Below are 20,810 nucleotides of genomic sequence, written 5' to 3'. Positions count from 1 at the left end.
AAGTGGTTCTTTAGTTTGAGAATAGTATCCTTCACTATGCTTATTTTCTCAAGCAAAACAACTAGTTTACTCGAGAAAAACTACTCCCATTCAATCGTTCCAGGTGGCTTTCCTGTTACATCGTAAACCACACGTGAAATGCCTTTGACTTCGTTGACAATACGATTAGAAATATGACCAATAAGTTCATAAGGTAAATGAGCCCAACGTGCAGTCATAAAATCTATAGTTTCAACTGCCCTTAATGCGACAACATAGTCATATTTACGCTGATCACCCATAACTCCCACTGATTTAACGGGTAAAAAAACCGTAAATGCTTGACTGACCTTGTCATACCAACCACTTTTTTCAAGCTCTTGCATATAAATTGCATCGGCTTGACGAAGAATATCAGCATATTCTTTTTTGACCTGCCCCAAAATACGCACACCTAAACCAGGTCCTGGGAATGGATGGCGATACACCATCCGATAAGGCAATCCAAGTTCAATACCAACCTTGCGTACTTCGTCCTTAAATAATTCTCTTAATGGTTCAATCAAAGCTAACTTCATATCTTCAGGTAAACCACCTACATTGTGATGTGATTTAATCACATGTGCTTTACCTGTAGCACTCCCTGCTGATTCAATTACATCAGGGTAAATTGTACCTTGTGCTAACCATTTAGCCCTCTTAAGCTTACTTGACTCTTCATTAAAGATATCGACAAATAAAGTCCCAATCAACTTACGTTTTTGTTCTGGGTCAGAGTTACTATTTAGTTTTTCAAAAAAACGCGATTCGGCATTTACTCGAATGACTTTAACGTGCATATTCTCAGCAAAAGTCTGCATGACCTGATCACCTTCATGCAAACGCAGTAATCCTGTATCGACAAATACACATGTTAATTGATCCCCAATCGCTTTGTGTAAAAGTGCTGCCACTACAGAAGAATCAACGCCTCCTGATAGACCAAGTATTACTTCATCTTCTCCAACTTGTTTGCGAATCTTATTAACCGCATCTTCAATGATGCTTGCTGGATTCCACCGTGCTTCACAACCACATATTTTGAATGCGAAGTTTTCTAATAGCTCTTTGCCATAAGCTGAATGTGTAACCTCAGGATGGTATTGCACTCCAAAGAAAGGTTGACATTTATGTGCCATAGCAGCAATAGGCGCATTTTCTGATGCTGCAATCACTTCAAAGTGCTCACCAAGCTCAACAACCTTATCGCCATGACTCATCCAAACATCTTGTACATCTGGAATGCCATTATATAAAACGCTTGTTGTTTTTAACTCGATCTTAGCATAGCCAAACTCACGCTTATCAGAGGAAGCTACCTTACCACCAAATTGATGCACCATCGTTTGCATCCCATAGCAAATTCCAAGTACAGGTACACCAAGCTCAAACACACATTCAGGTGCGCGAACACACTCTGACTCATTAACAGACTCAGGTCCACCTGAGAGAATAATTCCTTTAGCAGCAAAGCTTTTAATGTGTTCAATAGCCACATCATATGAATAAATTTCGCAATAAACACCAATCTCACGCACACGTCTGGCAATGAGTTGAGTATACTGAGAACCAAAGTCAAGAATTAGTAATTTATGTTGATGTATGTCTTTCATGACTAAAAGATTGCCCTAAGCCTTATTCAAAATTTTCAGGCGATTATATCACGCACGTAAAACTTTTCACCCATTTGCGAAAAATTGCCCACAAAAATACTGATTGCTCAATTAACACTTGCTATGATTAGCACCAGATTAACCTAACTTGTACATAGATTTTGTTATGGATGTTAACCTCACTTTGATTGCTTTGGCTCTATTAATTTTATGTTCTGCGTTTTTTTCTGCTTCTGAAACCGCAATGATGTCGCTTAATAAATATAAGCTACGTCATCTTGTAAAGCGCAAAAATAAGGCAGCAAAACGCAGTTTAAATTTAATTAAACGCCCTGATCGCTTACTTGGTATGATTTTAGTAGGTAATACATTTGCTAATATTATTGCGTCTGCCATACTAACAAGCTATGCTGAGCAGAGCTTTGGTCAAATTGGACTTGTGGTTTCAACCATTAGCTTGACCATTATTATTTTGTTATTTGGTGAGATTATTCCTAAAACCTTGGCAGCCGTATTTCCAGAGCAACTTGCTTTTCCTGCCTCACCTATATTGTGGCTGCTACTTATGCTTTTCTATCCACTGGTATGGTTATTAAATAGCTTTGTTAATATCTTATTTAGACTATGTGGTCTTAAAATTAAACACAAAGAAACCAGTGAACCATTAAGCAGCGATGAAATTCACTCTGTTGTTCATGACTCAAAAAGCAAATTAGGACCCCGAAACAAAAACATGCTGCTTGGTGTGTTGGAGCTCAACCAAATTAAAGTATCCGATGTCATGATTCCACATCACAAAGTTGAATGCATTAACTTAAGCTTAAATATTAACAACATCATCAAACAAATCGTCAATGCTAAGCATTCTATCTTAATCGCATGCTATGATACGATCGAAAATATTGCAGGCATCATTTTAACAAGAGAAGCTTTGAAATTCATCACCAAAGATGACACCCCCACTTATGAAGAAATTTTAAGCTTACTCAATGAACCTTATTACACACCTGACAATATCTCTATTCAAACTCAATTGATTGACTTTCAAAAGAAAGGTATGCGTTTTGCTACTGTTGTTAATGAATATGGTGAAATCGAAGGTATTATAACCGTTGAAGATATCATTGAAGAAATTGTTGGTGAGTTTGCCGATACCTATAACTTAGAAACCCATATCAAAATTGGCTCTGACAATACACATACCACGACAGGAGATACAACCATTCGCGAGATTAACCGCCACTTGCACTTGCATTTGCCTACTCACGGCGCGAAAACAATCTCTGGTTTTATCATCGATGAACTGCGAGAAATTCCCATTGGGAATTGTTGTCTTAAAATAAATGATTATGTTGTTGAAGTAAAAAAAGTAGAAAACAATATGATCAAACTTGTCAAAATTAGGTATATACATCACGAATGATTTTGCAAACTATCTGTTTTTAAATTTTGTGTTTTTTCAATTGCCTGCAAAGTATCAACTATCATATTCAATGAAAAAATTAAGGTGCTTGCATAACGAAATTCCACTTGTATATTAAGGGTTTCTGTAAATGCTGCTAATAACTTGGTTAAGCACTTAAAATCATCACTATAATCATCGAACTTTTGTTGTTTAAAGCTATTGCTTATCTTCTCAAAAAGTACTCTAATTGCCTCATGTAATGCTTTAAACTCATTACTATTAGCAAAGCGTTCTCTTTTTTTGGGATACCGATTGATATACTCATATATCACACAAGTATAACGATAAAGTTGACGTAAATAACGCGTTGTTGCCTTGTACTGCTTTAAATGGATTTTTTCTTTCTCATGTACAATTTCCTTTTGCAAGGTGATCTGTTTTGAAAAGTGTGTAAAAATCTCCACCAGGATGTCTTCATGATCATCACCTACAAATAACTTTTGATGCAATTTATTGATGCACATCATACTCTGTGAAAAAGACTGATATATGCGTCTACTGGCACGTATTGGAAAAAGATAACGATTAACGATAATAGCAATTGTAATACCAATGAACACTTCTGATGCTCGAGAAATTGCAATCTCTAAGCTCGCACGACTACCAAATAAAATAATTGCTATAGTAATAGCACCTAACACACCAGCGTACATATATTTAGTCGATGCCGTTGCAGTAAAGACACCAACAGCAATTAAACACAGCCCCAACATCATCTGCCAAATGGGAAAGCCTGGCATTAATAATAAAATCACAATTGAACATAATGTCGCAACAATAGTACCTAGAAATCGCATTTTTGCCTTCTCAAGCGCACCACCTAAATTAGGTTGACTTGACATTACAACCAATATCGTTACCACAATCCAAGCATACATTTCTGGCACATCTAACCAAAACCCAAGCCAGCACCCTACTAAATAGCCAATTACAGTAGCTATAACCGCTTTAATTGCGTTGATCGAAGAATAAACGTTACTACCTAGAGTCATCTTTATATCTCTTTTAAATTAAATAATTACTACAAACTTTGATGATCACATAAGTTGATCACCCTTATAAAGGAAAACAGTATTTCATAGTAAAACATCCAATAGATGGCTATAAGTATAGCGATAAATATTAGTTGGTTTTAGATGACAAGCAAAATGAGATTGCTATCATAAGGACATTATTATTTACAGGAATTCATATGAACCAAATATCATCTATCCGTTCAGCACTTTACTCGTTGATTATTGTTGCTGCCGCAATTGGTTTGTTTTTATATTCACAAATTAGCAAATACCCAATCGAGTATAACAATATCAGTTTTATTTTTGCTTATATTCTGATGCTAGTTTTTATTAGCATGCCTGTTTTGATATCGGAATCTATATCCGGTTTTTTAAGTAAGAAAAAGCTTTCTGGAAGTTTACACTACATGACAAAATCTAACCGATTACGGTTTGTGAGTCTTCTCTCTTTGCTGCTTGCTGGCTTGATACTTATCATTGTTATTAACAATATGAGTTTACTAACCATAAGCCTAGTCTATACAAGTCACTGGTACATGGACCACTCACCTGAAAAAACGCTTTATATAATCCATCAGTATGCTTTGACAATTAGTGTTGCGTTGAGTGTTTTGATGATCGTTATTTTGTTTATTACTCAAACGGCTAAGCGTTTTTTAAATCTAAGTGCTGCTTTTTCCACTCTTGGTATCGCCTGCTTAATTGGGTTATTTATTATGAATTCAATCACCTTTAAAGCAGGTGTAATCACCACTGATTTCTTCATCCCAAATTTTTCTCTTTTGACCAAACAACAGGTCTGGATAAATGCTTTAACCCTTGCATTATTCTCAGGTCTCATTGGTTTAGGGATCAATACTGTTTTTGGCACCTATCTTACTGCACAATGCTCTATTCGTCGCTTTAGCTGGATATTTATTATTGGCAGTGTTATTGCAGCGATTGTGATTATGCTTATTCAAAACTTTTATGTTAAAAGCACCAAATCTGCTTCTGAGATTTTAGGCTTTGAATATGCCTACACATTGAATTTACTTGCATTTGGTTTATTTTTCTTCTGCTTGTTAACTGCTGCAATTTTACTATGCCAAACTTTTAAAGGACTTGTCACTCAAAATATCAAAAACACAAAATGGTATGTGTATCTACCCTTTTTTATTCTATTACTTGCTGCTGTTATCATCTATCAGCACATCGTAAAAGATGAGTTTAAACAAATAATCCAATCGGAGCTAATAATAAACTTAATCTTTGTAATTACTTATATAGAAATATTAATTTTTGGTTGGATTTTTGATGCCCAAAGACTCAGTTATCAGTTACAAAAAGCAACACAAATTAAACTATCTGCTATTTATAATCTAAGCTTACGTTTGATTGCACCTAGTATTATCCTAAGTGCTTTTATTCAAAAGATTTACAATATCTGGGTTGTAACGAACTGGTTGACCATGCTTGTTATATTTATTTTATCTCTTATTGTCACTACTCTCTTTGGTTCATTTTTACATCGCCACTTCCAGTAATCTACTTGACGCAAACTTATCATCACTTTATGCTCTCGGTTAGCGATATATTTAAGAAAAAAAAGAATGTTAAACCTAAAACAAATTCAACAACTCATTACTTATGATACTGAGCAAAATAACGATGTCATCGTTGAACAACTTGCTTCTGATGTTGTTTTAATTAATCAAATCAGTCAACATATTATTCACAGTGGTGGTAAGCGTTTGCGCCCATTATTACTCATGCTTGTTGCGCGAGCCCTTAACTATCAAGGTCAAGCTCACACCAAAGCCGCAGCCATTATTGAGTTTATTCATACTGCAACGCTTTTACACGATGATGTTGTTGATGAATCTGATATGCGTCGTGGTAAACAAACTGCTAATAATGTTTTTGGTAATGCCGCTTCAGTTCTTACTGGTGACTTTCTTTATTCACGCGCCTTTCAGATGATGGTTGAGTTAAATGAAATATCAATTATGCAAATACTCGCAGATGCCACTAATAAAATCGCAGAAGGCGAAGTTTTACAATTATTGAACTGTCATAACCCTAATGTTACAGAAGATGGGTATATGCAAGTAATCTATTGCAAAACAGCTAAACTTTTTGAAGCAGCATGTGATGTAGCAAGCATTATTGCAAAAGCCAATAGCATCGAAAAACAAGCACTCCACAACTATGGCATGAATTTAGGCAACGCCTTTCAAATTGCAGATGACATCTTAGACTATATCTCTGATGTAGACACCTTGGGTAAAAACATCGGTGATGACCTTACCGAAGGCAAAACCACACTACCTGTAATATATGCACTACGAAATGCCAATAATACAGATGCTAATCTTATTCGTAATGCAATAGAGCAAGGTCACCACCCACAAATGGATAAAATCATTAATATTATTAAACAAAGTGGCGCCATTGAATATGCCATAGGCAAAGCACAAGATGCAGCACAAAAAGCGATTGATGCAATTGAAAATTTAGCCCATTCTTCTTATAAAGAAGCACTTATTGCCTTAGCACATATTGCTGTTGAAAGGACACATTAACATGTCCCAAACCCTACGCCCAAACTTCTGGCAAAAAATTGCTCTTTCTGACATGACAGCTTCTGAATGGGAAGCGCTATGTGACGGTTGTGGGCTTTGTTGTTTACATAAACTGCAAGATGATGAAACCAATGAAATCTATTACACCAAGGTTGCTTGTAAATTATTAGATTGTAAAACATGTCAGTGCAGCAATTATCCAAAACGCAAACAACTTGTACCTAACTGTTTACAGTTAGATGTCTATCACCTACGACATGCTCAACATTGGTTGCCTAATAGTTGCGCTTACAAACGCCTATATCAAGGCAAAAATTTGCCCAGTTGGCATCCACTTATCACTCAAGATAAAAACAGTGTTCACAAGATTGGTATTTCAGCCGCACGTTTTGCTATATCTGAGCTTAAAATCAAAGGCAATTTAGAGGATTATCTTTTAGCAAAACCTTAAGTTTTCAAATACTGATAGATGTTTAGTGCATTTTATTGCCTAATCAAGCTGTCGTGCTGCCTAAAATACTACCAAGCCTTAAATTAGAGTTTAAACAAATAAACCTTTTGAAGATTGGCGTAAAATTCACTAGCATAATTACGTATTTTAAACTACAGGAATTAAGTTATGATGCATACTGCAATTGTTTTCCCAGGTCAGGGTTCACAAAAGATTGGAATGTTAAGCGATTACTATCAGCAATTTGATGAAGTTAGAAAAACGTTTGCTGAAGCAAATGACACACTTCAATTTGATCTGTGGGAAATTATTCAAAATGACGAAGAAAAGCTCAATAAAACTGAATACACTCAACCTGCGATACTTGCTGCAAGTATCGCAATTTGGCGTATTTTATCGATACACAGTAATACTCAAGCCAATGTTTTAGCTGGTCACAGTTTAGGTGAATATTCAGCATTATGTGCAGCTAATGGTATTCAGTTTTCTGATGCTTTGAAGCTTGTTCAACTTCGCGGGCAACTAATGCAATCTGCTGTTACAGACAAGGCTTGTGCAATGAGTGCCATTTTAGGATTGACTAATGAGCAAGTCATAGAATGCTGCAATACCGCAAACGATATGGGTATCGTCGAACCAGCTAACTTTAACTCGCAAGGTCAAGTCGTTATTTCAGGTGAGCTTCAAGCCGTCGAAAAAGCTAATGAAATCGCCAAGAAAATGGGAGCTAAGCGTGCACAAATTTTACCAGTGAGCGTGCCTTCTCACTGCTCTTTAATGAAGGAAGCTGCAAAAAAGTTTGCCATTGCGTTAGATAAAATAAATATTAAAAAACCTGAAATAAAAGTATTACATAATTATGACGTTGTCTCACATACTGATGTTAAAGAAATTAAACATACCTTAATCAAACAGTTGTATTGCCCTGTTAAGTGGACTCAAACTATTGAACAAATGGCTAAAGATGGAATAAATACTGTGATTGAATGTGGTGCCAGTAAAGTATTAACTGGCTTAAATAAGCGCATTATTAAAGAGCTTAACTATTATGACACTTCAACAGTTGATACATTTGAAAAACTCATTGAACAAGTAAAAGCATAAAACTAAATACAAGGATAAATTATGGATTTTAAAAACAAAATCGTGTTCGTTACTGGTGCTAGCCGTGGAATTGGCGCTGCGATTGCTAAAAATTTCGCCGAACAAGGTGCTATAGTCATAGGCACTGCCACATCAGAAACTGGAGCACAACAAATCACTGAAAGCTTGCAACAACATGGTAAATGTCATGGCTTAAAGCTAAATGTTACGAATACCGCTGAAATTGAAGTTGCTTTTAACTGGATGAAAGATAACACAGGTCATCCTGATATTATTATTAATAATGCTGGTATCACAAAGGATAATCTCACGATGCGCTTGTCTGAAGAAGACTGGTTAGATGTCATTCGCACCAACTTGGATTCAGTATTTAATATTTCAAAAGCAGGAATTCGTCATATGATAAAAAAACGCTGGGGTCGTATTATTACGATTGGCTCTGTTGTTGGTACTTCTGGCAATCCAGGACAAGCTAACTATTGTGCAAGTAAAGCTGGCGTTATTGGTTTTTCTAAATCATTAGCTCAAGAAATTGCCTCTCGCAATATTACAGTTAATGTTGTTGCACCTGGTTTTATCCAAACCGATATGACTGATAAGCTTACCAACGAGCAAAAAGCCACCATCATTAAGCAAATCCCTGCCCAAATTTTAGGTCAACCTAAAGATATTTCAGCAACTGTTTTATTCTTGGCATCAGAAGGTGCACGTTATATCACAGGTCAAACTATTCATGTCAATGGTGGCATGTACATGGCTTAGTTTATATTGATTAAAAAAACATAGAGTAGAACCTATTATTTAATTTCTATTCTAGTTATATGTAGTTATACTAACCAACAATATAAGTTTTTTTACTCAATATCGTTACAAGTGCATGGTCAAATGGAAATTAAGCAAGCAGCAATTACGAAATATTCAAAACAACAAAGCAAATCAACTTTCTGAAGATTTATCTTCCATTTTGAGCGGACTTGCTATCTCGCACAGAGGTAAGTTTATTGAAGTTGAGGCAGAAAATGGGCAACCTATTTTTTGCCAATATCGCCAGAATTTAGGCACCATTGTCGCAGGTGATAAAGTGCTTTATATGCCACAACTTAATAGTGCGTATGGCATTATTTACCAAGTTTTAGCACGTAAAAATGCGCTTATTCGCCCAAGTAAACTCTCGCATACGCATAAAACCATGGCTGCAAATATTGATCAACTTGTCATTATGATTGCTGTGAACCCCCTTCCTATTGAGCATTATATTGATCGCTATTTAGTTGCAGCTTGGCACATGCAAATCACGCCAATTATTGTGCTTAATAAAATGGATCTGTTTGACAATTCTGATAACAAACTTCAGTTAAAAGAGATCATGACTTTATATCACACACTAGGCTACATTTGCATTAGCTGCTCGGCATTATGCGATAAAAACTTACAAGCATTAAAAGATATGCTCAGTCATAAAACATCTATTATCGTTGGTCAATCTGGTGTAGGTAAATCCGAAACTCTCAACGCCCTTTTTGGTAAGCAAATTGCCCAAACTGGCGAAATATCGGAACAAAATAATCGTGGTAAACATACCACGACCACCGCCAGACTGTTTCACTTAGATCAAAATACCAATATCATTGACTCCCCTGGTATTCGAGAGTTTGGCATTTGGCACCTTACTGAAACGGATATTTTTAATGGATTTAACGAATTTATTGAACTTGATAATAAGTGTCAGTTTAGGAACTGTCAACACCTTGAAAATACCAAGGGTTGCGCACTTGATCAAGCTGTGAAATCTGGAAAAATTTCAAGGCAACGTCTGATTAACTATCATCGCTTAATTCAGGAAGTAAAAGAAAATTACAATCAATGGTAATATTACCCACCATAAATACAATTGACCTTATTATTTTTTGTTCTTTGATAAGCTAGATTGCAATACCTAATTTTTAATGTTACAAGCAAAAGTAACAACTTTACTTTACACTCTAAATCCGTTATTTTGCCAGCAATAAATAACCGTTTACCGTACCATCTATGAATTACCATATTTATCAAAACATCCATATTGTTCGCGCTCATGGCGTTGATTGCATTAAATTTTTACAAAGCCAATTGACAAATGATTTGGCACTTTTAAATCACGACAACCTAATGCAGTTAAATGGTCTATGCAATCAAAAGGGTCGCCTTATCGCATTATTTTTCACTTACTTTATAGATGAGCAAACGCTTTTATTAGCACTACCTGATAACTTAACTGATCAGGTGTTAAGTGCATTAAGAAAATATGCTGTATTTTCTAAGATTAGTTTTGATCCCTGTGATAACCACCAGTTAGTATATAGTAACCTTCCCGCACAAGAAGGTTTTTTATTTCAACACAGTATTATTGTCAATACTAAGCTTAAAGAAATAAACTCCAAGCTTGATTATAAAACTGTCTGTAAAGAAAATATTTGCCAACAACTGCCCTATATTGATATCAAAAATAGTGAAGTCTTTTTGCCTGCTGAGCTTAATTTAGATCAATTCAATGCTATATCCTATCAAAAAGGTTGTTTTATGGGACAAGAAATTATTGCGCGTATGAAGTATCGTGGCACATTGAAAAAATCACTTCTTAGCCTTGAAACAGAAACCGCTTTGCCTATCACAGATAAACTGCAAGATTTAGAACTAAAAAACGTTGCCGATGTGGTTAACCAAGTCAATATCGATAACAAAAGTTATATCCTTGCTGTACTTAAGCATGCCGTAAATGAAACACCTATTATCTTAAACGGTAACATAGAAGCCAAGATTATTGCATGATTATGCATAAACTTAATCCTGAGCAGCAACAAGCAGTCAAATATATCAGTGGTCCTCTCTTAGTTTTAGCTGGAGCAGGCAGTGGTAAAACACGTGTCATTACTGAGAAAATTGCTTATTTGATTCAAACCTGTCATTACAGTGCAAGTAGTATTCTTGCTGTTACATTTACCAATAAAACCGCTAAAGAGATGAAAACACGTGTATTATCACGCTTAGAAAATGACAATACACGCGGCTTATGCATTTCGACTTTTCATAACTTAGGACTTAACCTGCTTCGTAAACACCATGCAAAACTTGGCTATAAAGCAAATTTCACATTATTTGACGAACAAGATTCACTTACACTCATCCATGAAATCGCATATAGCGCTTTTCAAGTAACCAAGCAAGTTGCAGCTGAAATTAAACATCAAATTTCTCTGTGGAAAAATGCTCTTTTGACGCCTGATCAAGTCAACCTTTCTACTAAAAATAGTAATATCAAACAAGCACATGAAATCTATATCCAATATCAACGATATCTTAAGGCTTATAATGCTGTTGATTTTGATGATTTAATCTTTATTCCTGTACAACTCTTACAAACTCATTCTGAAGTAGCCGAATATTGGAGTAACAAATTGCATTATGTTTTAATCGATGAATATCAAGACACTAATGAAAGCCAATATCAGCTTATGCAACTTTTGGTTGCCAGGCGCAAACAATTTACCGTCGTTGGTGATGATGATCAATCAATCTATGCTTGGCGTGGCGCACGACCTGAAAATCTATTCGCATTACAACAAGATTACCCTACATTAAAAGTTATTAAACTTGAGCAAAATTATCGTTCCAGCGGTCGCATTTTACATGCTGCTAACACCCTTATTGGCAATAACCCACATCTCTTTAATAAAAAACTGTGGTCAGTGCATAATTATGGCGAACCAATTCGCGTACTAATCACCAAAAATGAAGAGGATGAAGCACAACGCATTGCAAGTGAAATCATGACACATAAAATTAAAAATAATACTTATTTTAAAGATTATGCGGTCCTTATACGTGGTAATCACCAATCTTTTTTGTTAGAACGTTATTTTCAACTGTATAAAATTCCTTATGCGATCAGTGGTGGCAGCTCATTTTTTGCCAAAACAGAAATAAAAGATGTTTTAGCTTATTTTAAACTTTTGATCAATAGTAACGATGATTGTGCTTTTTTACGTATAATTAATACTCCCAGGCGTGAAATTGGTCCTTCTACCTTAGAAAAGCTTGGTCAATATGCCAGTCGCCGTCAGATAGCGCTTTTTGATGCAATCACTGAAATAGGCTTAGAAAATGAGCTTAAACCTATTGCACTTCATAAACTTAAACAATTCCATCAATTTATCTGCCACTATCAACAAAAAATTAAACATCCTGATACGCTTCGCCAAAGCTTAATTTCACTTATGACAGATATTCACTATGAACAATGGCTTATTGATAACGCAAGTAGCCTTCAGCAGGCAGAAAAACGCTTTAAGAATATCCTTGATTTAATTGATTGGATTACTGAAAAACCACAAGACGATGAGAAAGAGCTCTATTTTGCTGAAATTATTAATCGTATGCTTCTACTGGATATTATCGATCGTCAGCAAGAGCAAAAACAAGACGAAAAAGTTCAAATTCTAACCGTCCACGCATCAAAAGGTTTAGAGTATCCTCATGTCTATATTATGGGAGTTGAAGAAGGACTATTACCTCATCAGCAAAGCATTGATGATGACTTTATTGAAGAAGAGCGTCGCTTAGCTTATGTTGCGATTACACGAGCGAAATACACTCTCACCTTAACGTTAACCAAAGCACGCAAAAAGTTTGGTGAATCCATCGTTTCATACCCCAGTCGCTTTCTTGATGAACTGCCACAAGATGATTTAAGCTGGAGTGGGAAATCCGAGTCTAACCACCAAGAACGTAAAGATATTGCTAAAAGTAACCTAGCTACACTTAAAAATCGATTTATTAATAATGCTCAATAACCACTTTTCACAGACATTTCTATAGAAAAAATACATTTTTTCATACAGATTTTTCTTTGGTATAGAGACTTTTTACATAAAATCATCGACTGAGATAGCAATAAATAGATATACTTTGATTTTAGTTGTTTAATCATAGATGACTTACTTAAGTGCACGGATGAAAAGCAAAAAAAGTATAAAGAATAAAAAACAGGCTCACTTTCATGTTGAAGCATCAACATTGATGCTAAATGGTCAGTGGTGTTGGCACTCGATTGACCAAAATATTATCAATAAAATCAAATCCCTTAAAAAAACTATTGAGCAAATAGATATTAAATATATTGAAAGACTTGACACCATGGGAGCTTATTTCATTTACAAAATTCAGCAAATACTTAAAAATGTAAGTCTTGTTGCAACTGAAACACAAATAAGTTTGATTAGCCTTATTGCCAAAAATTATACCGTTTATGATAGTAGCCTCCAGCCTTTAAATACTTACGAAAAAGTATATCAAATTGGCGAGCAGACAACCAACTACATCAAAGATAGTAAAAATCTGGTTGCCTTTATTGGTGCAACCGTAATGAGTTATTTACAAGTAATACGCACTCCTTTTGCTACACAGTGGCGCTTACTTCTTGATATCATCACCCAAACAGGAGTCAAAGCGATTGCTATTGTATCTTTGCTTTGCTTTTTAATTGGTATCGTACTTTGTTATCAGATTGGTTCACAGCTTAAAATTTATGGTGCTAATATTTTTGTGGTCGATTTGTTAGGCATCTCACTTTTGCGTGAATTTGCACCTTTGATTACCGCTATTATTGTCGCAGGACGCTCCGCTTCGTCTTTTACCGCTGAGCTTGGCACCATGAAAGTTCAGCAAGAAATTGATGCACTTAAAACATTTGGTATTAGTCCTATTAAACGCTTGATTCTGCCTAGAATTATTGGCATGGTTATAGCCTTACCTTTACTGATTGTCATTGCTGACATTATCAGTTGTATTGGCGGAATGGTAATGGCAAAAGCCTCGCTTGGCATTAATTTTTATGACTTTATCCAGCGCTTTTCTACTGCTGTATCGTTTAATAACTACTTGACAGGTTTAATCAAAGCACCCTTTTTTGCGATCATCATTGGAGCCGTTGGCTGTTATCGCGGGACTATTGTTAAAAATGATTCATTAAGTATCGGTCAAGAAACAACTAAAAGCGTCGTTTATTCAACCTTTTTAATCATTGTAACCGATGCGCTATTTTCAATTTTATTTAGCACTATTGGAATATAAATATGCATAAGATTGATAATCAACCGATTATTGAAGTTAAAAACTTAGGGACGTGTTTTGATGGTGTATGGGTACATAAAAATCTTAACTTGTCTATCTATCCTCACCATATTACTGCGATCATTGGTGGTAGCGGTTCAGGCAAAACCACATTAATTCGAGAAATCTTGATGTTACAGCCTGTCACCGAAGGTGAGATTTTTCTACTTGGGCATAAGATATCTGACTTATACGACGATGAAATTAAAAGACGTGAGTTTGCAAGTCAAATGGGTATGATGTTCCAAGGAGGTGCACTTTTTAGCGCACTAACTTCTCTTGAAAACGTCATGTTTCCGCTACAAGAATATACATCATTTAGTCGAGATATCGTCATCGACCTTGCTAGACTTAAACTTAAAATGGTTGGACTCAAGGAAGATGCTTACAATAAATATCCTTCACAGTTAAGTGGCGGTATGCTAAAGCGCGTTGCACTTGCGCGAACACTTGCACTTGATCCTGCTATTATCTTTCTTGATGAACCTTCAGCTGGATTGGATCCTCATTCAATGTATGAGCTAGATCAGCTCATCTTACAGTTAAAACAAGGTCTTAATCTATCAATTATTATGATTACACACGAACTAAAAAGCATTTGGCGTATCGTTGATGAAGTTGTTTATATCGATGATAAACGCATACTTGTGCACGATACTGTAGAAAATGCTGTAAAAATGACACAGTATGAAAATTTAAATAACTTTTTTAATGGTCCTAAAACCACGGTTAACAACGTAATTTAAGGGATAAAAGTATGAAAAACAATCGTTATTTCATCGCAGGTTTGTTCATTATTATCACAAGTTTGCTCATGATATTTATTGGTTTTTGGCTTACCTTTGGCTTAAAAGATATTAAATATAATACCTATATTGCGCGTTTTAATGAATCAGTGAACGGATTAAATGTTAATGCTGCAATTAACTATAATGGTGTTAATGTCGGGAAAGTCGAAAGTATTAGGATTGATAAAGAGAATCCCAGTATTGTGATTGTCGTCATGCAAATTCAACAAGACATTCCTATCTACACCACAACCTATGCAAATTTGGTACCTCAAGGTATTACAGGACAAGTTTTTATTACGTTATCTATTGACAAAGATACAACCAGAGAGCTTATTGAGCCAAGCTCCAAACCGCCTTACTCAGTTGTTAAAACCAAACCTTCTTTTTTAACCAATATTGTTAATCAAATGAGCGTTGTTGCCGATCAAATAAGCCAAATTTCTACACGTGTTACTAATATTATCAGTGATGAAAATGTTCAAAAGATCAATCATATCATGACAAATATTGAAGATATTTCGAACTCGCTTGCGACAAGTGGTCACAACATTTATCAAAGCCTAGAATCTTTGAATATTATTTTAAACAACACAGCTAAAAGCTCTGCTTATTTTGATCAGATAATAAATAACATAAATGTTGCGTCTAAATCAGTCGCTCAAGCGTCAAATGATGTAAGCTCTATCATAGCAAGTTTTAATAACCAGACTCTACAGGGAATCAATAATGTCTTATTGCCACAATTAGTACAGACATTAGATAACGTTAACCAAACTTCTTTAGAACTTTCAGTACTCATTAAAAAACTCAACCATAACCCTTCAATTTTAGTACGAGGGGAATTATCTCAAAAACCTAACACTGGAGAATAACGATGATCAAGTTTACTTCCCCAAAAGTTATTTTAGCAATCTGTTCAACACTTTTAATAAGTGGCTGTGGCGTTTTAGCGCCAATTTCAACTCCAGAAACCAAACAATATCAAATACTTCCTCCTAATTTACAAACTCAAAAAGATCAAGGTGATCAGAGAGAAGCAATTTCACAGCCTGACAAAAGTTATAACCTGACCTTATTTGTTACACCCTTAACTGCTGCTGAGCCTTATAATTCAACCGTAATGTATTATCGTGAAAACACATCATATCAGTTATTAAGTTATAGTGAGAACAGTTGGGCAGTTCCTCCTCAACAAATGTTAAGCAGAAATACGTTGCAAGCCTTGCTTCAATTTCATAATTTTAAAAATGTTGTTTCAAGTAACTTCATTGGCTACGCCGATTATCGGCTTACTGGAAATTTAAATCAGTTAACACAGCTAATTCAAAATGGTAATAGTAGTGTTATCCTATCTGTGACTTATACACTAACCAATGCTAACTCAGGAAAAGTTGTTGCAATTCAAACGTTCGACTTAACAGAAAAATCAGATGCAAACGCAAAAGGTTTTGCAATCGCCACTAACAAACTCAGTCAAACGCTAACAAGAGATATCAACAGCTGGTTGGTAAGTCAAAAATTTAACAGCAATTGAAGAAATATGTTATGTTAGTCTAATTGTAACAACATAAAAATCAATGCGCAAAATAACTGATTTTCTGATAGATTCATGTAAAATACACCCAGATTTATTTATTAAGGTTACAAACTTTAATGAGGTTCTTATTAGATTCCAAAATACATTTGAGATAAGTGTGCTACCTTTTAAAGGTAGTCATCGAGAGTTTATTGTGAGAAATAATTAAGTAATAAAAAACGTTTAAGCTTAAAACAAACACTTAGAGGGTGAATTATTGATTTTACTGCGCTATTTAAACCGTGAATTGGTCAATATGACAATGGCAATTATATTAATTTTGCTACTAATTGTGATCAGCAACATGTTTGTTCGATATTTGTCTATTGTTTCAGGTGGTAATATTGAAGCAGATGCCGTGTTTAAAATGATTTCAGTAATGTTACCTAAATATATTGCATATCTTCTGCCCATTAGTTTTTTCTTTTCTATCCTCATTGTCTATGGTAAATTATTTGCCAACAATGAACTGACAGTTGCGTTTGCTTGTGGAACAAGTTGGTTTCGCCTATTTAAATTTATTCTTATTCCCGCTTTAAGCTTATTTATTATCGAAATTATTTTGACTTTATTCATTCTACCTAAGATGGACCAAAATTATTTCCTTGTTCAAAAAACCACAACAAAAAATTCTTTAATTAGTTTTATTCAACCAGGTCAAATCATTCCTTTTAATGATGGCAAACAAGTTGTCTATACCAAATCAACTGATAGTGATGGCACCATGTACGATATCTTCATCTATCAACAAAAACCCAATAATGCCAGCACCATCATTACTGCGCCAATCGGTTATGCTGAAACGCGTCCAGATGGTAATCAGTATCTAATTCTAAAAGATGGCTATTTTTATGATGCTCAAGCTGGTACAGCCGAACTTCAAAAAGGTGAATTCAAAGAAGCGACTCAATTTATATCTTCTAAAGTCACTGTGGGTTATAACTCCTCCATCGAATCAGTACCTACATTTGAGTTACTTGGCAGTAACAATCCACTTTATCAAGCAGAGCTGCAATGGCGTTTAAGCTTTCCTTTAGCAATTTTAGTATCCACTTTAATTGCGCTTGCAATGTCTAAAATGCGCCCACGCCAAAACCGTTATAGCAAAATTATTCCTGCTATTTTAGTCTTTATCATGTACTTTAACTTGTTGTCCTTATCTAAATCATGGCTTAATGATGGTACAATTCCCAGCTGGATTGGGCTATGGTGGATTCATATTATCTTTGCAGTGACTATGCTAATAATACTCAAGCGTTATAATGGCAAACTTTTTTATTATCAGACTGCAAAAAGTGAGGTAAAGGTATGAAGCGTCTGACCTTATACGTCGCCTCTACTGTTTTATATACTTCTTTTATTATGATATTGGCACTAACTGCTATTTTCTTCTTGTTTACCTATATTGCGCAAGCAGGTGATATTGGTAAAGGTAAGTATACAGCTCTAATAGCTTTTTTATATGTAGTATATCAGGCACCTGCTAATATTTACCTTATCATGCCTGTTTGCGCATTATTAGGGGGGCTTATGGGATTAGGACTTTTAGCTAACAACAGTGAGCTTATTGTTATGCGTGCATCTGGGCAATCAATTAGTCAGATTGCAAAAGGCGTACTGTTAGCCGCATTTTGCTTAGCACTTATTACTTTTTTAACAGGTGCTTATATTGCACCTTATTTCCAAAAACAAGCCACTATTAACAAAACGCTTGCTACAGGTGGTAATGAAGCTTTAGTACTATACGATACGCAAACACTATGGGTACGAGAAGGTAATGCTTTTATTCACGTTGGCAAAAATGATACTGATGGTAAACTTAGCAACGTTACCAAATATACGGTTGATAACAATCAACTGACTGCTATTGATCATGGTGATAGTGCAACCTTTGAAAATAAACAATGGCAAGTCAATAACGTTGTCAGTACCCAAATTGGCAAAGACAATAGTGTTGTTTACAAAGATGCTAAACAATATTGGAATAACTTATTGCCCCCCTCCTTACTTAAAATCATTACTTCTAACACAGATTATTTAAACCTAAGTGAGCTGATTGATTACATCAAAGTTAATAAAGAAGGACAACAAAATGCTAACCGTATCTGGTTAAAATTCTGGCAAACTTTCTTCCAACCCTTATCACTTATCATTCTTATGCTGATTGCAGTACCATTTTCATTAGGTTCAATGCGCTCATCTGCTTTGGGTTATAAATTTATTATTGGTATGCTGTTTGGCTTTAGTTTTTACATTATTAATCAAACGTTTGGTCCATTTAGCCTTGTTTATAACTTACCCGGATTCTTTGGTGCGGCAATTCCAAATGTCATTTTCACCTTTATTCTAGGCTTTTTATTTTGGAAAATGCGTGAGTAATGGTCATGCCAAAGAACGTTCAAAAATCAACACTTATTAAAAATCAGTATAGCCAGCTGCGCATTATTGCTGGTAAATATAAGTCACGCAAAATCTCTTTTCCAACAATAGATCCCAACTTAAGACCTACATCTGATCGCTTACGCGAGACACTTTTTAATTGGTTGATGCCTTATATAGTAAATGCACGCTGTCTTGATGCTTTCGCAGGCAGTGGTGCATTAGGATTTGAAGCACTCTCAAGGTTAGCGCATAGTTGTGATTTATTCGAGTTAGATAAAAACGCACTCGCTTTTTTAAATCAAAATACTCAACGTTTAAATATAGGTAATGCTCATATTCTCCACGCTAATGTGTTATCTCATCTGCAAAACCCAATAAACTATGACATTATTTTTCTTGATCCTCCTTTTAAAAGCGAACTACTTGATCGCGCACTTAACATTATTAATCATAATATTCATATTACTACTAACACAATTATCTATACTGAATTTGCTACCAAATCACCACCTAAAGAACTTGATTTATTTGAGATCATAAAACAGACTCAACAAGGTGACGTATCTGCATATCTACTATATAAAAAGCTTGGTAGTCGCTAAGCTTAGCGTTATGATACCCCTCGCGGTTTTCAGAAGATTAATTATATGGCATTTTTAGTAGATAAAATTATTATTTTTCAAATCTTATTTGTGATTGGAATTACGGCTGAGAGCATGTCTGGGACCATTTCTGCAGGTAGAAAAAATATGGATTTATTTGGGATTATTACAATTGCTACCATTACTGCACTCGGTGGTGGAACCGTACGTGATATCTTACTGGGTTATTACCCTTTAACTTGGATACTTTATCCTGAGTATATCGTTGTTACCTTCTTTGCATCAGTTGTTGCTATTTTTGTTGCTAAACATATCATAAGACTACATAAATTTTTCCTTATTGCTGATGCGCTTGGTCTTGTGACCTTTGCCTACCTTGGAAGCGATATTGGCTATAAAATTGCCTTGCATGCTGTTAACAATGATGGATTCACTGTAATCGGTAGTTTTATTATTGCCATTATCATGGCCATTATCACTGGAATTTCTGGAGGAGTGTTAAGAGATATCCTATGTAACGACGTACCTTTGGTTTTCCAGGCAGAACTTTATGCGATTGTCGCTGCTGTAGTTGGATTTCTACATACTATTACGCTTTATTTTCAAATTGATAATCTTATTAGTGCGCTTACCATTATTGGCATTGGCTTTTGTTTAAGGTTATGCGCGATTTATAAAAATTGGCATCTACCACGTATTAAGTATTTTTCCTAGCAAGAAGCATTATTCAAAATTCCTGCTTAAATAAAAGCTATGAAGATACTTCAATTAAAAACAAAAAATGTTTATTTTAAAAGTCCTAACCATCCTAAAAACAATTTTCATTCATTACCAATGTATTTTATGTTTACAAAAGACCAAACAAGGGTTATGTCAACATTGCCAAAACGCTTTAGCAAAAGAATCCTTGCTTCATAAAAGACGTAAACTTACAATTAATGGTCAACCTATTACATTAGAGTTCTTTCCAAACCGTATTTAATCTAGCAAAATAGCTATTTAAAAATTAAAGGTGGATATGATCAATGAGATGGGAAACGATAAACAAGTTAGCAGCAGATGAGTTTCGTCGTTTAACAGG

Annotated in this window: 19 protein-coding genes; 17 read left to right on the top strand and 2 right to left on the bottom strand. The window is 35.1% G+C overall.

Annotated features, from left to right (window positions below; translation table 11 throughout):
• Positions 1-80 precede the first annotated feature (80 nt).
• The gene (guaA, locus tag M1V25_RS03570) at positions 81-1,631 is read right to left on the bottom strand and encodes a glutamine-hydrolyzing GMP synthase (RefSeq protein WP_116963482.1); all 1,551 of its coding nucleotides are present in this window, start codon (positions 1,629-1,631) and stop codon (positions 81-83) included.
• Between the two features lie 166 nt (positions 1,632-1,797).
• Between guaA and M1V25_RS03565 the strand changes: the two genes are divergently transcribed.
• The gene (locus M1V25_RS03565) at positions 1,798-3,054 is read left to right on the top strand and encodes an HlyC/CorC family transporter (protein WP_498842459.1); all 1,257 of its coding nucleotides are present in this window, start codon (positions 1,798-1,800) and stop codon (positions 3,052-3,054) included.
• On the opposite strand, the gene M1V25_RS03560 is transcribed toward M1V25_RS03565, so the two are convergent.
• On the bottom strand, positions 3,045-4,088 hold the full coding sequence (locus M1V25_RS03560; protein ID WP_498842458.1) for an FUSC family protein: 1,044 nt from the start codon (positions 4,086-4,088) through the stop codon (positions 3,045-3,047). The two genes, M1V25_RS03565 and M1V25_RS03560, sit on opposite strands and share 10 nt — an antisense overlap.
• Positions 4,089-4,288: 200 nt before the next feature.
• On the opposite strand from M1V25_RS03560, the gene M1V25_RS03555 reads away from it, so the two are divergent.
• From M1V25_RS03555 to M1V25_RS03480, 16 genes are all read left to right on the top strand, one after another.
• The gene (locus tag M1V25_RS03555; RefSeq protein WP_498842457.1) at positions 4,289-5,638 is read left to right on the top strand and encodes an SLC5/6 family protein; all 1,350 of its coding nucleotides are present in this window, start codon (positions 4,289-4,291) and stop codon (positions 5,636-5,638) included.
• Between the two features lie 66 nt (positions 5,639-5,704).
• Entirely contained in the window at positions 5,705-6,676 is a 972-nt protein-coding gene (gene ispB / locus M1V25_RS03550) for an octaprenyl diphosphate synthase (RefSeq protein ID WP_116963478.1), read from the top strand.
• A 1-nt stretch (position 6,677) separates the two neighbouring features.
• On the top strand, positions 6,678-7,127 hold the full coding sequence (locus M1V25_RS03545; protein ID WP_116963477.1) for a YcgN family cysteine cluster protein: 450 nt from the start codon (positions 6,678-6,680) through the stop codon (positions 7,125-7,127).
• A gap of 168 nt (positions 7,128-7,295) precedes the next feature.
• Positions 7,296-8,231 carry an ACP S-malonyltransferase gene (gene fabD, locus M1V25_RS03540; RefSeq protein WP_498842456.1) on the top strand — a complete coding sequence of 312 codons (936 nt, stop codon included), beginning with the start codon at positions 7,296-7,298 and terminating at the stop codon, positions 8,229-8,231.
• A 21-nt stretch (positions 8,232-8,252) separates the two neighbouring features.
• On the top strand, positions 8,253-8,993 hold the full coding sequence (fabG, locus tag M1V25_RS03535; RefSeq protein WP_498842455.1) for a 3-oxoacyl-ACP reductase FabG: 741 nt from the start codon (positions 8,253-8,255) through the stop codon (positions 8,991-8,993).
• 115 nt (positions 8,994-9,108) lie between these two features.
• Positions 9,109-10,101: a ribosome small subunit-dependent GTPase A gene (rsgA, locus tag M1V25_RS03530; protein WP_498842454.1), complete on the top strand. Its 993-nt coding sequence runs from the start codon at positions 9,109-9,111 to the stop codon at positions 10,099-10,101.
• Between the two features lie 161 nt (positions 10,102-10,262).
• Positions 10,263-11,039 carry a CAF17-like 4Fe-4S cluster assembly/insertion protein YgfZ gene (ygfZ, locus tag M1V25_RS03525; protein ID WP_498842453.1) on the top strand — a complete coding sequence of 259 codons (777 nt, stop codon included), beginning with the start codon at positions 10,263-10,265 and terminating at the stop codon, positions 11,037-11,039.
• Positions 11,039-13,060: a UvrD-helicase domain-containing protein gene (locus M1V25_RS03520; protein ID WP_498842498.1), complete on the top strand. Its 2,022-nt coding sequence runs from the start codon at positions 11,039-11,041 to the stop codon at positions 13,058-13,060. The genes ygfZ and M1V25_RS03520 overlap by 1 nt, the downstream gene beginning before the upstream one ends.
• A 160-nt stretch (positions 13,061-13,220) precedes the next feature.
• A complete protein-coding gene (locus tag M1V25_RS03515; RefSeq protein WP_157966567.1) occupies positions 13,221-14,339 on the top strand; it encodes an MlaE family ABC transporter permease in 1,119 nt (372 codons plus the stop codon).
• 2 nt (positions 14,340-14,341) lie between these two features.
• A complete protein-coding gene (locus M1V25_RS03510; RefSeq protein ID WP_116963471.1) occupies positions 14,342-15,124 on the top strand; it encodes an ABC transporter ATP-binding protein in 783 nt (260 codons plus the stop codon).
• 11 nt (positions 15,125-15,135) lie between these two features.
• Entirely contained in the window at positions 15,136-16,041 is a 906-nt protein-coding gene (locus M1V25_RS03505) for an MlaD family protein (protein ID WP_116963470.1), read from the top strand.
• Between the two features lie 2 nt (positions 16,042-16,043).
• The gene (locus M1V25_RS03500) at positions 16,044-16,703 is read left to right on the top strand and encodes an ABC-type transport auxiliary lipoprotein family protein (protein ID WP_116963469.1); all 660 of its coding nucleotides are present in this window, start codon (positions 16,044-16,046) and stop codon (positions 16,701-16,703) included.
• Between the two features lie 259 nt (positions 16,704-16,962).
• Positions 16,963-18,057 (top strand): LPS export ABC transporter permease LptF, encoded by a 1,095-nt coding sequence (lptF, locus tag M1V25_RS03495; RefSeq protein ID WP_498842452.1) that lies wholly within the window; start codon positions 16,963-16,965, stop codon positions 18,055-18,057.
• Positions 18,054-19,124, top strand: a complete 1,071-nt coding sequence (lptG, locus tag M1V25_RS03490; protein WP_498842451.1) for an LPS export ABC transporter permease LptG — start codon at positions 18,054-18,056, stop codon at positions 19,122-19,124. Before lptF ends, lptG begins: the two co-directional genes overlap by 4 nt.
• A gap of 5 nt (positions 19,125-19,129) precedes the next feature.
• The gene (gene rsmD / locus M1V25_RS03485; protein WP_157966566.1) at positions 19,130-19,729 is read left to right on the top strand and encodes a 16S rRNA (guanine(966)-N(2))-methyltransferase RsmD; all 600 of its coding nucleotides are present in this window, start codon (positions 19,130-19,132) and stop codon (positions 19,727-19,729) included.
• A 45-nt stretch (positions 19,730-19,774) separates the two neighbouring features.
• On the top strand, positions 19,775-20,443 hold the full coding sequence (locus M1V25_RS03480; protein WP_116963465.1) for a trimeric intracellular cation channel family protein: 669 nt from the start codon (positions 19,775-19,777) through the stop codon (positions 20,441-20,443).
• The last annotated feature ends 367 nt before the right edge of the window (positions 20,444-20,810 follow it).

The organism is Candidatus Nebulibacter yamunensis, from assembly GCF_024208055.1.
Taxonomy (GTDB): domain Bacteria; phylum Pseudomonadota; class Gammaproteobacteria; order Francisellales; family Francisellaceae; genus Caedibacter; species Caedibacter lacustris.
This window is presented reverse-complemented; position numbering and strand designations above follow the sequence as displayed.